At 71.7% G+C, this 14,043-nt stretch carries 13 protein-coding genes (1 of these 13 only partly in view); 7 read left to right on the plus strand and 6 right to left on the minus strand.

The features are described from left to right. Nucleotides 1-1,180 carry the 3' portion of a phosphoenolpyruvate--protein phosphotransferase gene (gene ptsP, locus OG709_RS04760; RefSeq protein WP_329164946.1) on the plus strand. 491 nt of this gene lie to the left of the window's left edge, so 1,180 of the gene's 1,671 nt are visible here — the last part of the coding sequence; its start codon lies off the left edge, out of view; it ends in the stop codon at nt 1,178-1,180. A gap of 88 nt (nt 1,181-1,268) precedes the next feature. Here ptsP and OG709_RS04765 read toward each other — a convergent pair whose 3' ends face one another. Then, complete coding sequence (locus OG709_RS04765; RefSeq protein WP_266644085.1) at nt 1,269-2,153, minus strand: hypothetical protein; 885 nt, start codon at nt 2,151-2,153, stop codon at nt 1,269-1,271. Nucleotides 2,154-2,175: 22 nt separating this feature from the next. After that, entirely contained in the window at nt 2,176-3,450 is a 1,275-nt protein-coding gene (locus OG709_RS04770; protein WP_284350360.1) for an MFS transporter, read from the minus strand. Between the two features lie 45 nt (nt 3,451-3,495). Here OG709_RS04770 and OG709_RS04775 point away from each other — a divergent pair, with 45 nt between their 5' ends. Then, a complete protein-coding gene (locus tag OG709_RS04775; RefSeq protein ID WP_250306548.1) occupies nt 3,496-4,815 on the plus strand; it encodes an aminotransferase class I/II-fold pyridoxal phosphate-dependent enzyme in 1,320 nt (439 codons plus the stop codon). 36 nt (nt 4,816-4,851) lie between these two features. Here the strand turns inward: OG709_RS04775 and OG709_RS04780 are convergent, their stop codons facing one another. Further along, complete coding sequence (locus OG709_RS04780; RefSeq protein ID WP_250306547.1) at nt 4,852-6,828, minus strand: acetoacetate--CoA ligase; 1,977 nt, start codon at nt 6,826-6,828, stop codon at nt 4,852-4,854. 215 nt (nt 6,829-7,043) lie between these two features. Between OG709_RS04780 and OG709_RS04785 the strand changes: the two genes are divergently transcribed. Beyond that, complete coding sequence (locus OG709_RS04785; RefSeq protein WP_329164952.1) at nt 7,044-9,395, plus strand: glycoside hydrolase family 31 protein; 2,352 nt, start codon at nt 7,044-7,046, stop codon at nt 9,393-9,395. Here OG709_RS04785 and OG709_RS04790 read toward each other — a convergent pair. After that, nucleotides 9,386-9,940 carry an NUDIX domain-containing protein gene (locus OG709_RS04790; RefSeq protein WP_266644081.1) on the minus strand — a complete coding sequence of 185 codons (555 nt, stop codon included), beginning with the start codon at nt 9,938-9,940 and terminating at the stop codon, nt 9,386-9,388. The two genes, OG709_RS04785 and OG709_RS04790, sit on opposite strands and share 10 nt — an antisense overlap. Nucleotides 9,941-10,021: 81 nt before the next feature. Between OG709_RS04790 and OG709_RS04795 the strand changes: the two genes are divergently transcribed. From OG709_RS04795 to OG709_RS04810, 4 genes are all read left to right on the plus strand, one after another. Beyond that, complete coding sequence (locus OG709_RS04795) at nt 10,022-10,831, plus strand: M15 family metallopeptidase (RefSeq protein WP_266644080.1); 810 nt, start codon at nt 10,022-10,024, stop codon at nt 10,829-10,831. Between the two features lie 126 nt (nt 10,832-10,957). Further along, nucleotides 10,958-11,305: a DUF962 domain-containing protein gene (locus OG709_RS04800; protein ID WP_250306543.1), complete on the plus strand. Its 348-nt coding sequence runs from the start codon at nt 10,958-10,960 to the stop codon at nt 11,303-11,305. A gap of 51 nt (nt 11,306-11,356) precedes the next feature. Continuing rightward, on the plus strand, nt 11,357-11,818 hold the full coding sequence (locus OG709_RS04805) for a Zn-ribbon domain-containing OB-fold protein (RefSeq protein ID WP_250306542.1): 462 nt from the start codon (nt 11,357-11,359) through the stop codon (nt 11,816-11,818). Then, entirely contained in the window at nt 11,815-13,005 is a 1,191-nt protein-coding gene (locus OG709_RS04810; protein ID WP_266644078.1) for a lipid-transfer protein, read from the plus strand. Before OG709_RS04805 ends, OG709_RS04810 begins: the two co-directional genes overlap by 4 nt. Nucleotides 13,006-13,050: 45 nt before the next feature. Here the strand turns inward: OG709_RS04810 and OG709_RS04815 are convergent, their stop codons facing one another. Beyond that, nucleotides 13,051-13,656 carry a GTP-binding protein gene (locus tag OG709_RS04815; protein ID WP_250306540.1) on the minus strand — a complete coding sequence of 202 codons (606 nt, stop codon included), beginning with the start codon at nt 13,654-13,656 and terminating at the stop codon, nt 13,051-13,053. Further along, complete coding sequence (locus tag OG709_RS04820; protein ID WP_250306539.1) at nt 13,637-14,035, minus strand: DUF742 domain-containing protein; 399 nt, start codon at nt 14,033-14,035, stop codon at nt 13,637-13,639. Before OG709_RS04820 ends, OG709_RS04815 begins: the two co-directional genes overlap by 20 nt. Between the last annotated feature and the right edge of the window lie 8 nt (nt 14,036-14,043).

Here is a 14,043-nt window from a genome sequence, read left to right on the forward strand (position 1 = left end):
CACCGCATTGCTCGACCCCACGCTGGTGCTCGGCTTCGTGACGGAGGAGGGCGGGCCGACCAGCCACAGCGCGATTCTGGCGCGGGCGCTCGGAGTGCCGGCCGTGGTCGCTCTGCCCGGCGCCGGTGAGCTCGCCGAGGGCACGGTCGTGGCGGTGGACGGCAGCACGGGCGAGGTGTTCGTCGAGCCGGACGCCGGTAAGCGCGCCGAACTGGAGTCCGTTGCCGCCGCGCGCAAGGCGTCCCTGTCCGCTTCGACCGGCCCCGGAGCCACGTCCGACGGGCACAAGGTTCCCCTGCTCGCCAATGTCGGCGGGCCGGGTGATGTGCCTGCCGCGCTGGAGGTCGGCGCCGAGGGCGTCGGGCTCTTCCGTACCGAGTTCCTCTTTCTCGACGACTCGGCCAAGGCGCCGTCGGAGGAGAAGCAGGTCGAGGCGTACCGCAAGGTGCTGGAGGCCTTTCCCGAGAGCCGGGTGGTCGTCCGGGTGCTGGACGCCGGGGCGGACAAGCCGCTGGAATTCCTGACGCCGGCCGACGAACCGAATCCCGCTCTCGGTGTGCGGGGGCTGCGTTCCCTGCTGGACCACCCCGAGGTACTGCGCACCCAGTTGACGGCGCTGGCCAAGGCCGCCGAGGGGCTTCCGGTGTATCTGGAAGTCATGGCGCCGATGGTGGCCGACCGGATCGACGCCAAGGCATTCGCCGACGCCTGCCGTGAGGCAGGTCTGCGGGCGAAGTTCGGCGCGATGGTGGAGATCCCGTCCGCCGCGCTCCGGGCGCGCTCCATCCTGCAGGAGGTCGAGTTCCTGTCACTGGGCACCAATGACCTCGCGCAGTACACCTTTGCCGCCGACCGCCAGGTCGGCGCCGTGTCCCGGCTCCAAGATCCGTGGCACCCCGCGCTGCTCGACCTGGTGGCGTTGTCCGCGGACGCCGCGAAGGCCGAGGGAAAGAGCTGTGGTGTGTGCGGCGAGGCCGCCTCCGATCCGCTGCTCGCGTGTGTGCTCACCGGTCTGGGTGTGACGAGCCTGTCCATGGGTGCGGCCTCGATTCCGTATGTCCGTACGACGCTCGCGAAGCACACGCTCGCGCAGTGCGAGCGTGCGGCTGCCGCCGCGCGTGCCGCGGACTCCGCGGGTGAGGCCCGGCTGGCCGCACAGGCGGTGCTGTCCGGCGAATAGCGAGCGCACGGGCGAACAAAGCCGATGCGCTGTCCCGTAGCTCCGTGAGGGGCTTCCCGCCACGTCGGCGGGAAGCCCCTCACAGCGTTCAGTGGTGGGTGTCCTCCTGCGGGAGGGCATATCCCGCGCAGTAGTCGACACCGGATTCGGGTGACACGGGATCGCCGGTCTCGGCGTCCGTGCAGTACGCGGTGAACACTTCGCCTGCCGTGAGCGGCACCAGATGTCCGCGCTGGAGCCGCCAGCCGCGGACCTTGTCGTCCTGGCCGGAGGCTGTCGTACGGATGACCACCCCGCCCGGACTCTCCAGCGCGATGCCTGCCGCGAGGACGGTCACGAAGGCCGCGCCCTCGGTGTGGTCGAGACGGGCGACGGCGCCCTCCTGACTCTCCGCGTGCAGGACGGCGAGAAGTGGCTCGCCCTCGGCGGGCACGCTGCACACCAGGTGGTGGCTGCCGGATCCCGCGCTGTCGAGCAGGCTCTTCAGCGCCCGGGAGGCCCGGTCGAACGAGGCCCGGCCGATGTCCTGGCCGCAGTCGGCGCACTCCCCTCTCTCGGCGAGCACCATGGTCGCGTACTCCCACGTGGCCTGGCGGACCGCTTCGTCGATGAGCAGCGGAACCAGCCGGTCGATCGGCTGTCCGGCATACGGCAGGGCCGCCCCGGCGGACACGATTCCCGCGGTGAAGCGCGTACGGCTGTCCGCCGAGTCCGGGTCCAGTCCGGCGGCCTCGCAGAATTCCGCGAACTCTTCCGGGTCGAACAACGCGACCGTCGTGTGCACCCCCTCTTCGGTGAGGGCTCGCAACAGGCCCTCGATCTGCTGGAGATAGGTGGTGTGGTCGTCGAAGGTGAAGCTGCGGTACCGCCTCATCGACGCGAAGTCCCGCTCGTCGGCCAGCAGGCCGACGGTGCTCGGTGCTTCGCGGCGCAACGCCCGCCGCATGGAACTGCTCTGATTGCTCTGCGCCATGGCTCCCCCTGAGCACGGTGGATCAATGCTCACTCACAGTAACCGGCGGCACTGACAACGCGGGCCGGGGCAGCCGGGTACGTACGAGCCGGCTCTGTGCCACGCAGGTCGCGACGACACCCGCGCCGAGCACGGGCCAGGCCAGCGGGCCCGCCGCGATCACCGCGGTGACGAGCAGTGGCCCTCCGCTGCGCTGAGCGGAGGAGGCGAGTCCGTGCACCCCGAGATAGGCGCCCTGCGCGTCATCGGCGGCGAGCGCGATCGAGAGTTCCCAGGAGGCCGTCGCGTGCAGCATTTCCGCGACGGTCAGTGCCATCGCGGCGAGGACGAGCATGGACACCGCGAGTGCGGTACCGCCACCGGCCGATGCACTCGTGGCGATGCACCCGACGACGAAGAAGCCCGCGAGCGGCATCAGCAGCCTGCGCGCCGATTCGGGGGTACCGGCGAAGCGGGAGAGCGGCACCTGGCAGAAGACGACCATCAGGCAGTTGAGAACCATCAGCAACGGAGCGAGCCCGTGCGGGGCGTGGGTGGCGTGGACGATCCAGAGGGGCATACCGACCTGGAGCACCGCGTCGTCGAGGAAGAGCATCGTTTCGGTCGCGGTGAACAGGAGGTACGTGCGGTCCTGCCAGGGGTTCGGCGGCCGGGCCGGCGGGCCCGATTCCTTCGAGCCGGCGACCGTCCGTGAGGGTGCCGGGGGTTCCGCGCAGCGCAGGGTGAGGGCCGACATGACGACGTAGGACACGGCGTTGCCGATGAGCAGGCCCTGGTATGCGTGGGTGGTGCCGACGGAGAGGGTGATCGCCGCGGCGAGGCCGCCGATGGCCCAGCCCGCGTTGGAGACCGTGCGCTGAACGGCCTGGTACCGAATGCGGTCCGCTCCGCTGACCCGGGCCGAGTAGAGCTTGGTGAGGACGTTGGATCCGCGGTCGCCGAGGCTGCCGACCGCGGAGTAGACCAGCAGGAGTGCGAAGTTGTGGGTGGTCAGCAGGGCGAGCAGGGCGATGGCTTGCTGTATCTGGGCCGCGACGAGGATGCGGGTGAGGGGAAGCCGGTCGGCGAGGTGGCCGGCGAGTGGTGAGCCCGCGATGCCGGCGGCTCCCGCGATGCCCATGAGGATGCCGACCTCGGCGATCGGCAGGTGGGCGACCAGGGTGAAGTACAGCGCTGCCGCGCCCATCCAGAGGCCGGTGCCCGTCTTGTTCACGAGGGCGATCCAGAGCATCCGGCGCCCGTCCCGGCCGCCCGGGATGCGTGCGTACAGTGCGGCTCGGCGGCGGCTGAGAGTCACCGGTCCCCCTTGACTCGATTTATGTATCAGTACATACTTCGCTACGTGGCAACACAATATGCGATCAGTGGTACGACGGCCAAGGAGATTTCCGCATCGGTCGAACAGGCCGTGTCCCAGGGCTCCTTGGGGCCAGGAGCGGCGCTGCCTCCGGTGCGCGGGCTCGCCGGCGACCTCGGGGTCAGTCCCGGCACGGTCGCCGCCGCGTACAAGGAACTGCGGCTGCGGGGCATCGTGATGACACGCGGGCGGGGCGGAACGGTGGTGGCGCGGACCCCGGCGGTGGGGTCGCGGCGGCCTCCCAGGGTTCCCTCAGGGGTGCGCGACCTGGCGGGCGGATACCCGGACCCGGCGCTGCTTCCCGTGCTCATTCCCCCCGGGCCGGTGGACCCGGTCGAGGGCTCGCACCGCGGCTCGCCGCGCCTCGCGAACCTGGAGGAGCTGTCCCGTACCTGGTTCGCCCGGGACGGGGTGCCGCACGACCGGGTGACCTTCGCGCAGGGTGCGCTCGACTGCATGAGCCGGCTGCTCTCGACCGAGTTGAAGCCGGGCGACACGGTGGCCGTGGAGGATCCGGGCTTTCATCATCTGCTCGATCTGGTACCGGCGTTGGGGCTTCGGACGGCGCCGGTCGCGGTGGACGACGAAGGGATCCAGCCGGCCGCGCTGCGTACCGCGTTGCGGGCCGGTGCCCGCGCCGTCGTGTGCAGCCCGCGGGGACAGAGTCCGATGGGCGGCTGCTTCTCGGCGGAGCGGCGCACCGCGCTGCTGGCGGTCCTGGCTGCGTTCCCCGATGTCCTGGTCGTGGAGGACGATCACAACGCGGATGTGGCGGACGCACCCGCGTTCACGCTGGCGGCGGGTGGTCTCCCCCGCTGGGCGCAGGTGCGGAGCGTCTCCAAGCATCTCGGAATCGATCTGCGCTGGGCCGCGGTCGCCGGTGATGCCACGACGCTGGCCAGGCACGACGGGCGGATGCTGGTGACGTCCGGGTGGGTCAGTCATCTGCTCCAGGCGACGGTCGCGCGGGCGATGTCCGACCCGGAGGTGGGGGCGTTGGTGGAGCGGGCCGCGCAGACGTACACGGAGCGGCGGACCGGCCTGATCCAGCGGCTGTCGGAGCACGGGATCGCGGCGCACGGGGCGAGCGGGTTGAACGTCTGGGTGCCGGTGCGGGACGAGTCGGCGGTGGTCAACGGGGTGCGTTCGCGGGGGTGGTGGCTCGCCGCCGGAGCCCGGTTCCGGATCGCCGCGCCACCCGCCGTACGGATCACGACGGCCACGTTGGCGGAGGAGGACGCGGCGCGGCTGGCCTCGGACTTCGCCGAGGTGCTGGGCGAGTCCGAGGCCATGTACGGGGGTTGACGTCACCGCCTGAGCGGGTGACTGCCGGTGCGGCGGTCAGCGGCGGCTGCGGGCGAGTTCCTCGTAGAAGGCGAGCAGTTCGAGATTGTCGACCGATCCGGGGTTGACCGCCTTGTCGAGCGCCGTGCCCTGGAGCAGGCGTTTGACGGGCACCTCGATGCGTTTGCCGGTGAGGGTGTGCGGGACGCCGGGGACCTCGATGATGTCGTCGGGGACGTGGCGCGGGGAGAGCTGTTCGCGGATGGTCCGTTTGATGCGGTCGCGGAGGCCGTCGTCGAGCGTGGCGCCCTGGACGAGGTGGACGAAGAGCGGCATCCAGTACCCGCCGTCGGGCTCCTCGATTCCGATGACCAGGGATTCACGGATCTCGGGGAGCCGTTCGACCGCTTCGTAGATGTCGGCGGAACCCATGCGGACCCCCTGTCTGTTGAGGGTCGAGTCGGAGCGGCCGTGGATGATCACGGAGCCGTGGCCGGTGATCGTGATCCAGTCGCCGTGCCGCCAGACTCCGGGGTACGTGTCGAAGTAACTGCTCCGGTAGCGGCTGCCGTCGGGGTCGTTCCAGAAGCGGATCGGCATGGACGGCATGGGTCGGGTGACGACGAGTTCGCCGACCTCCCCGACGAGCGGTCTGCCCTGTGCGTCCCAGGCCTGGAGGTCGGTGCCGAGGCAGGCCGCCTGGAGTTCGCCGATGTGCACCGGCAGGGTGGGGACGGCGCCGGCGAAGCAGCTGCAGACGTCCGTGCCGCCGCTGACCGAGGCGATCCAGACGCTCTCCCCGGCCGCTTCGTGGAGCCAGCGGAACCCGTCGGGCGGGAGCGGGGAGCCCGTCGTCGCGACGCAGGTGACACGGGAGAGGTCGTAATCGCGGGCCGGGTGGAGGTCCGCCTTGCGGCAGGCCATGACGTAGGCGGCCGAGGTACCGAAGAAGGTGGCCCCGGTGCGCTCGGCGATGCGCCACTGGGCGCCGGTGTCCGGGAAGCCGGGGCTGCCGTCGTACAGGACGATCGTGGTGCCCGTGAGCAGGCCGGAGACGAGGAAGTTCCACATCATCCAGCCGGTGGAGGTGTACCAGAAGAAGCGGTCGTCCGGGCCGAGGTCGCAGTGCAGTCCGAGCTGCTTGAAGTGCTCCAGCAGGATGCCGCCCTGGGACTGCACGATCGCCTTCGGGAGCCCGGTCGTACCGGAGGAGTACAGCACCCACAGCGGGTGGTCGAAGGGAACCTGCTCGAACACCGGCTCCGCGTCGCCGGCCGTGACGGCGGACCAGTCGAGTGCGCCTTCGGGCGCCGGTGTGCCGAGGAGCGGGATGTGCACCACGGCGCGCAGGGTGGGCAGTTCACCGCGGAGTTCGGCGACGGTGTCGCTGCGGTCGTGCTCCTTGCCGCCGTAGCGGTAGCCGTCGACGGCGAACAGCACGACCGGTTCGACCTGCTGGAAGCGGTCCAGGACGCTGCGGGCGCCGAAGTCGGGGGCACAGGAGGTCCAGACCGCTCCGACCGCGGCGGTGGCGAGCAGGGCGGTGACGGCCTGGGGGATGTTCGGGAGGTAGCCGCTGACCCGGTCGCCGGGGCGTACGCCGAGCGCGCGCAGTTCGGCTGCGAGCGCGCCCACCTGGCGGCGCAGTTCGGACCAGCTCACGGGCCTCGGCTCGTGGCTCTCGTCGACGTGCAGCAGGGCGGGGCCGTCCGCACGGTCCGGGTCCTCGGCGGTGCGCAGGGCGTGTTCCGCGTAGTTGAGGGTCGCGCCGGGGAACCACTGGGCGCCCGGCATGGAGCGATCGGCGAGGACGCTCTCGTACGGGGTGGTGAACCGCACGCCGAACCAGTCGGCGACGGCCTTCCAGAAGGTGTCGAGCTCCTCGATCGACCAGCGGTGCAGCGCGGCGTAGCCGCCCCCGGCGGGTGCGCCGTACTGCTCGGCCGCCCAGGCCTGGAAGCGGGTGATCGTGGCGCCGTCGATGCGTTCCTGGCTGGGCTGCCAGAGGGGTGGTGCGGCGTTCGCTGAGTTCATGGGGCGGCTCCCGGACTGTACGCGTGGTGTGCGTGTGGGCGCGCACGTGCGAGGGGTGTGCGCGTGACACGGCTGACACGGACGATGCCATGTGATCGACTTGTGCACCAGAGCGGGAGACCTGTGGTCGCCGGGGTGAACATGTGGTCCTGTCCCGGGTGAACGGCGGCTGAACGGCCCCTGCGTTCCGGTGCCGGGATGGCAGTCTGAGCGGCATGGACGGTCGTGACCTGGTGCGCTCGGTGCAAGCGGTGGGTACGGCGCAGGGACGGCGCGCGTTGCGCTCCGCCTGGCGCAGACGGCGTACGGACGGCCGGGAGCTTCCGCCGCGCGGGCCGGAGCGCGCGCGGGTGCCCGGCGTGGTGACGGGTGTGGAGCCCCGTCCGGGCGGCGGGGTCGTCCGGTTCGCCCGCTCGGAGTTGCTGGTCAGGGTCGCCGTGGGCGGAGCGGTCTTCTGGGGGTGGGACGGCGCGGAGCCGACGCCTTCGTACGCCCTGGACGAGTGCCCCGGACCCGATCCCCGTGCCGTGCTGGAGCCGGACAAGGACGGCGGCTGGCGGGTGGTCTCGGAGCGGGTGACCGTCGTGGTGTCCCGGCACGGGGCGGTCGAGATCCTCACCCCGGGCGGTGTCAGGATCCGTAAGGAGCTGCCGCCCCGCTGGTGGGAGCCGGTCGCCGGAGGGGGTGCCCGCTGGGTGCAGCGGGCCGAGGTACCGGCCGACGCGCGGTTCTTCGGGCTGGGCGGGCGGGCCGCGGGGCCCCGGCTGCGCGACGGTTCGTACCGGCTGTGGAACACGGACCCGCGGGGCGGCTTCGGTCCCGGGGACGACCCGTTGTACATCACGATGCCGGTGCAGGTGGTGGTGGCGGACGCGGGTACCCATCTGTCCTTCTACGACAACAGCTGGGACGGCCGGGTGGTCATCGCCGAGGGCGAGGAGGGCGCGGGGTCCGGGCACGACCGGCCGGGCTCCAGCGAGGTGCGGATGAGCGGTGGTCCGCTGCGCTGCTGGGTGGTCGTCGGGACACCGGCTCGGGTGCTCCACGGCTGGACCGCGCTGACCGGCCGGCCCGCGCTGCCGCCGTCCTGGGCGCTCGGTCCGCAGCACGCGCGGTGGGGCTTCGGGAGTGCGCAGGAGGTCCGCAGGGTCGTGGCCGGCTACCGCGAGCGGGGGCTGCCGCTGTCGGCACTCCATCTGGACATCGACCATTACGACCGGCATCAGGTCTTCACCGTCGACCGCGAGCGGTTCCCCGATCTCCCCGGGCTCGCCGAGGAGTTGCGCGAGGACGGGGTGCGGCTGGTGTCGATCGTCGATCCGGCGGTGAAGGCCGAGCCCGGCAACGCGGTGTACGACAGCGGGCTGGCCGCGGAGGCCTTCGTCGGCGATCCGCGGGGCGGGCCCGTGCGCGGGGTCGTGTGGCCGGGTGAGTGCGTCTATCCCGATTTCACCGCTCCTCGGGCGCGTGCCTGGTGGGGCGGGCTGTACGAGGAGCGGCTCACGCAGGGTTTCTCCGGTGTGTGGCACGACATGAACGAGCCCGCCTCCTTCGCCCCGTTCGGCGATCCGACGCTGCCGCGCTCGGCGCGGCACGATCTGGACGGCCGTGGCGGTGACCACCGGGAGGCGCACAACGTCTACGGCCTGACCATGGCACGGGCCGGGTACGAGGGGCTGCGCCGGCTGCGCCCCGACGAGCGTCCGTTTCTGTTCTCGCGCTCCGGGTGGGCGGGGATGCAGCGGTACGGCGGGACCTGGTCCGGCGATGTGAGTACGGGATGGCCGGGGCTGCGGGCCTCGCTGTCCCTGGTGATGGGGCTGGGGCTGTGCGGGGTGCCGTACTCGGGGCCCGATGTGGGTGGTTTCGACGGCAGCCCGTCGCCCGAGCTGTATCTGCGCTGGCTGCAACTCGCTTCGTACCTGCCGCTGTTGCGGACCCACTCGGCGCTCTGGGCGGGGCGCCGGGAGCCGTGGGAGTTCGGTCCCGGGACGCTGGAGCACGCGCGGGCCGCGCTGGCCGTGCGGGAGCGGCTGCAGCCGTACTTCGTGACGCTGGCGCAGCTGTCCCGGCTCACCGGCGCCCCGTACGTACGGCCGGTGTGGTGGGGCTCGCCCGGGGACCGGGCGCTGCGTGACTGCGAGGACGCGTTCCTGCTCGGGGACGCGTTGCTGGTGGCGCCGGTGCTGGAGCGGGGGGCCGACCGGCGTGCGGTGCGGCTGCCGCGCGGGCGGTGGTACGACACGGCGACCGGCACCGCCCATGAGGGCCCCGCGCAGGTGCTGCTGGACGCGCCGCTCTCGCGGATCCCGGTTCTGGCGCGCGCCGGTTCGGTGATTCCGGTGCGGGGCGACGACGGTGGCACCGAGCTGGAGGTGTGGGCGCCCGCCGCCGGGCGTACGGGCGGCGGGGTTGTGGTCCGGGACGCCGGGGACGGGTGGGAGGAACCGGAGGTCGAGCGCTGGACCACCGCGCTGGACGAGGGGCGGGTGGTGGTCCAGCGGCTGGTGGAGGAGGGGGCCGTGGAGCCCGGGTGCCCGGTGCGGGTGCGGGGTCTTCAGCGGTAGCGGCCGGTGAACCAGCCGCGTACGGCTTCGGTGTGCAGCGGGAAGGCCAGCTCGGTGGCGGCGCGCAGGATGTGCCAGCCGGCGGTCTCGTCGGTGGGTACGGAGGCCGGGAGAGTGGCTGCTTCGCGTGCGGGGAGCAGTCCGAAGAGCAGCAGATGGCCGTCGGGGGAGCTGAGCGCGTCGGCCAGCCGTACGTCCTGCTCCCGCGCCGCGATCCCTGTCTCCTCGCCGAGTTCACGCACGACCGCGTGCCGCCAGTCCTCGGCGGCGTCGATGAAGCCGCCGGGCAGGGCGATTCCGCCGCTCTGCGGCTCGATGGTCCGGGTGATGACGACGAGTCCGGTGCCCTCGGCGTCCCGTACGGGCAGCAGTGCGACCGCGACGGGCAGCGGATTGCGGTAGGCCGTGCTGCCGCAGGCCCGGCAGGTGCGGGGCCATCCGGTGGTGGCGAACGCGGCGCCGCAGTCCGGGCAGTGGGAATCCCTGACAGGCTCGACGGGCGGGCTCGGGGGCGGGCTGGTGGGCGGGTTCGCGGGCGTATCCATGGGCGCGGACTGTATCCGACCGCGCTTTCCTTCCGGGCCGTGCACCTGATAGATACCGTGCACCAGATAGATGGAGTGCACATGACACGACTGAGTTCCGCCGTACGGTCCCTCGCCGTCGCCGCCGCCACCCTGTTCGCCTGCACGGCCGTCTCCCCCACCGCTCAGGCGAGGACCGGGCCGGGGGCACCGGGGGATTTCGTCGCCCTGCGCGCCGTGGACCCGACGATCATCCAGGAGATGCGCTATCCGTACCCGCACAACTTCATGGGCGAGCCGGTCGACGGCTACGACCAGCCGCTGTGCATCCTCACCCGGCCCGCCGCGCAGGCCCTGCACCGGGCCCAGACGAAGCTGCTGCGGCAGGGCTACTCGCTGAAGGTCTACGACTGCTACCGGCCGCAGCGCGCCGTCGACCACTTCGTCCGCTGGGCCAAGGACCTGGACGACGAGAAGATGAAGGCCGAGTTCTATCCGCGGGTCGACAAGTCCCGCCTGTTCGACGACGGTTACATCGCGGAGAAGTCCGGGCACAGCCGTGGCAGCACGATGGATCTCACCCTGGTGAAGCTCCCGGCGCTACCGACCCGCCCCTACCGTCCTGGTCAGCCGCTCGCCCCCTGCTACGCCCCGAAGGACCAGCGGTTCCCGGACAACTCGATCGACATGGGTACCGGGTTCGACTGCTTCGACACCCTCGCGCACACCGACGACCCCCGCATCAAGGGCGTCCAGCGCGCCCACCGCGACCAGTTGCGCGACGCCCTCGGCGCGGTCGGGTTCGTCAACCTGCCCGAGGAGTGGTGGCACTTCACCTATCAGCCGGAAACCTACCCGGACAGCTATTTCGACTTCCCGGTGGCGTGGCGTTCGGTGGCGGGGCGCCACTGAGGCCCGGGTCCCACGGAGCGGGGAGGAACGGCCGGGACCACCCCCGTCGGCTCCGGCCGTTCTCCCACTCCTGACGGACGCGGAACAGCCGTATCCGGTTCTCGGATCGGGGACTACCGTTTCCGCATGACGCAGCAGACGTTCGACACGTACGAGGAATTCTGGCCGTACTACGTCGCGATGCACTCGCGGGCCGCGACCCGCTGGGTGCATCTGACCGGCACGCTCACCGGGCTCGCGGTGAGCGCGTACGGTCTGGCGCGCGGCCGTAAGCGGTATGCGCTGGCGCTGCCGCTCATCGGGTACGGGACCGCCTGGCCCGCGCACTTTCTCATCGAGCGGAACAATCCGGCCTCCTTCGGGCATCCGTCCTGGTCACTGCGCGGGGACGCGCAGATGATCGGGATGATGCTGACGGGCCGCGACCACGAACTGGCGGAGACCGCCGCCAAGTGGCTCGCCGGGAACCACTGACCCGTGGCACACTTCTGACGTTCCGTCAGATTGCTGATGCCGGGAGGGGTCTTGACGCGCACCCGCACACCCGTGGTGGCCGGATGGTTCACGGCCGACACCGCACCGGAGGACTTCCGGCTGCTGGGCACTCGCTGCTCGGCCTGTTCCGCGGTGTTCTTCCCCCGCGAGGACACCTTCTGCCGCAATCCCGGCTGCGCGGGCGGTGAGCTGGCGGAGGTCCCGCTCTCCCGGCGCGGGCGGATCTGGTCGTTCACCGACGGCCGCTACCGCCCGCCCGCTCCGTACGTCTCCGACCCGCAGGTGGCGTGGGAGCCGTACGTGCTGGTCGCGGTCGAACTCGAAGCCGAGGGCATGGTGGTGCTCGGCCAGGCGGCGCCCGGGGTACGGATCGGCGATCTGGCCGTCGGCATGACGGCCGAGGCCGTCCCCGGTGTCCTCGACGAGGACACCGGCACCACCTGGGCCACCTGGCACTGGCAGCCGGTGCGGACACCGCAGGTGCGGTCATGACGGCCGACATAGCGGTCCTCGGAGCCGGTATGCACCCCTGGGGCAAATGGGGGCGCAGCTTCGTCGAGTACGGGACGGTCGCGGCCAGGACCGCGCTCGCCGACGCCGGGATCGGCTGGCAGGACGTGCAGTCGGTGGTCGGCGCGGACACCGTGCGCAGCGGCTATCCGGGGTACGTGGCGGGTGCGACCTTCGCCCGCGCCCTCGGCTGGCAGGGAGCGCGCGTCACCAGTGTGTACGCCGCCTGCGCGTCCGGTGCGCAGGCCATCAACACGGCCAGGTCCCAGATCCTCGCCGGTATGGCGGACGTGGTGCTGGTGGTCGGCGCCGACTCCGCGCCGAAGGGGTTCTTCGCCCCGGCGGGCGGCGAGCGTCCCGACGACCCCGACTGGCTGCGGTTCCGGGTGCTCGGGGCGACCAACCCGGCGTACTTCGCGCTGTACGCGCGCCGTCGGATGGCCCTGTACGGCGATACGCCCGAGGACTTCGCCCTGGTCAAGGTGAAGAACGCGGCGGCCGGTGCGCTCAACCCCCAGGCCCGCTACCGCAAGCAGGTCACCGCCGAGGACGTGGCGGCCTCAGCGGTCGTCGCCGACCCGCTGCGGCTGCTCGACATCTGCGCGACCTCGGACGGCGCGGCGGCGCTCGTGCTCAGCAGCATGGACTTCGCGCGGCGCCACGGGGTCGCCGACCCGGTCCGGATCCGGGCGGTGTCCACGCCCACGCCGGTCTACCCCAGGACCGTTCTCGATCTGCCGGACATCGCCACCGACTCGACCACCGCCGTACCGCCCTCCCCGGAGTCCTTCCGCGCCTCGATCGCCCGGACCGCCTACGAGGAGGCGGGGATCGGCCCGGAAGATCTCTCCCTGGCCGAGGTCTACGACCTGTCGACCGCGCTGGAGCTGGAGTGGTACGAGGACATCGGGCTCTGCGCCGCCGGTGACGGCGCGAAGCTCGTACGCGAGGGCGCCACCGCGCTGGGCGGGCGCATTCCGGTCAACACCAGCGGCGGGCTGGCCTCCTTCGGGGAGGCGGTGCCGGCCCAGGCCATCGCCCAGGTCTGCGAGGTGACCTGGCAGCTGCGCGGCCGGGCCGGGGAGCGGCAGGTGCCCGGCGCACGCGCCGCGATCACCGCCAACCAGGGGCTGTTCGGGCACGGTTCGTCGGTGATCGCCGTCCGCTGACCCGGACGTCCGGCACCTGAGGGGTGCCCCAGGTGCCGGACGGTCTCAGGTGACGGCGTGCGCGCGGGCCTTCCCGGCGAGGTCCATCGCGTGCTCGACGACCGCGACGAGCACGTCCTTCACCGTCTCCCGCTCGCGTGCGTCGCACATCATGACGGGCACTTCGGGGTCCAGGTCGAGGGCCGAGCGCACGGTGTCCCCGGGGTAGCGGTCCGCCCCGTCGAAACAGTTGACGGCGACGGTGAACGGGATGGAGCGCCGCTCGAAGTAGTCGACCGCGGCGAAGCAGTCCTCCAGACGGCGGGTGTCGGCGAGCACCACGGCGCCCAGCGCGCCCTGCGCCAGTTCGTCCCAGAGGAACCAGAACCGGTCCTGCCCCGGTGTACCGAAGAGGTAGAGGACCAGGTCCTCGCGGAGGGTGATCCGTCCGAAGTCCATCGCGACCGTGGTGGTGGTCTTCTGCTCCACCCCGTCGGTGGAGTCCACGGGACGGCCCGCCTCGCTGAGGGTCTCCTCGGTGCGCAGCGGCCGGATCTCGCTGACCGCGCCCACCAGGGTGGTCTTGCCGACGCCGAACCCGCCCGCCACCAGGATCTTGAGGGTCACCGGCTCGACGAGCTGCTGGTTGCGGCTAGAGCGCCCGAAGGCCATTGATTACCTCGCGAAGAATGCTGACGTCCGGCAGCTCGGCCGGCGGTACGGGCTGGGTCACACGGACAAGGGCGTCGTCGACGAGGTCGCCGACCAGGACACGTACTACTCCTACGGGCAGATCGAAGTCGGCCGCGAGTTCGGCGATCGACTGCGGTGCGGCGCTGCACCGCTCCACGATGTCCACGTGTTCGGGCGAGAGGGTCTGGTCCCTGCCCAGGTACTCGGCCGCCGGCTCGGGGACGACCAGCGCGATCAGATCGAGCCGGTGGCCGCCCTCGGCGCCGGTACGGCCGCGCGTCATGGCGTACGGCCGTACTACGGGTCCTGCGTCGTCGTCGAACCAGTGGTGTGCCGGTGGTCGGCCCCCGTCGCTCATGGCGTTCC

It is taken from the genome of Streptomyces sp. NBC_01267, from assembly GCF_036241575.1.
GTDB lineage: Bacteria > Actinomycetota > Actinomycetes > Streptomycetales > Streptomycetaceae > Streptomyces.

Bases quoted from the DNA above. Each gene is read 5' to 3' on its own strand.
- OG709_RS04810 (WP_266644078.1), top strand. From the start codon at position 11,815: ATGACGGCCGACATAGCGGTCCTCGGAGCCGGTATGCACCCCTGGGGC.
- OG709_RS04800 (WP_250306543.1), top strand. From the start codon at position 10,958: ATGACGCAGCAGACGTTCGACACGTACGAGGAATTCTGGCCGTACTAC.
- OG709_RS04780 (WP_250306547.1), bottom strand. From the start codon at position 6,828: ATGAACTCAGCGAACGCCGCACCACCCCTCTGGCAGCCCAGCCAGGAA.
- OG709_RS04815 (WP_250306540.1), bottom strand. From the start codon at position 13,656: ATGGCCTTCGGGCGCTCTAGCCGCAACCAGCAGCTCGTCGAGCCGGTG.
- OG709_RS04785 (WP_329164952.1), top strand. From the start codon at position 7,044: ATGGACGGTCGTGACCTGGTGCGCTCGGTGCAAGCGGTGGGTACGGCG.
- OG709_RS04765 (WP_266644085.1), bottom strand. From the start codon at position 2,153: ATGGCGCAGAGCAATCAGAGCAGTTCCATGCGGCGGGCGTTGCGCCGC.
- OG709_RS04820 (WP_250306539.1), bottom strand. From the start codon at position 14,035: ATGAGCGACGGGGGCCGACCACCGGCACACCACTGGTTCGACGACGAC.
- OG709_RS04790 (WP_266644081.1), bottom strand. From the start codon at position 9,940: ATGGATACGCCCGCGAACCCGCCCACCAGCCCGCCCCCGAGCCCGCCC.
- OG709_RS04795 (WP_266644080.1), top strand. From the start codon at position 10,022: ATGACACGACTGAGTTCCGCCGTACGGTCCCTCGCCGTCGCCGCCGCC.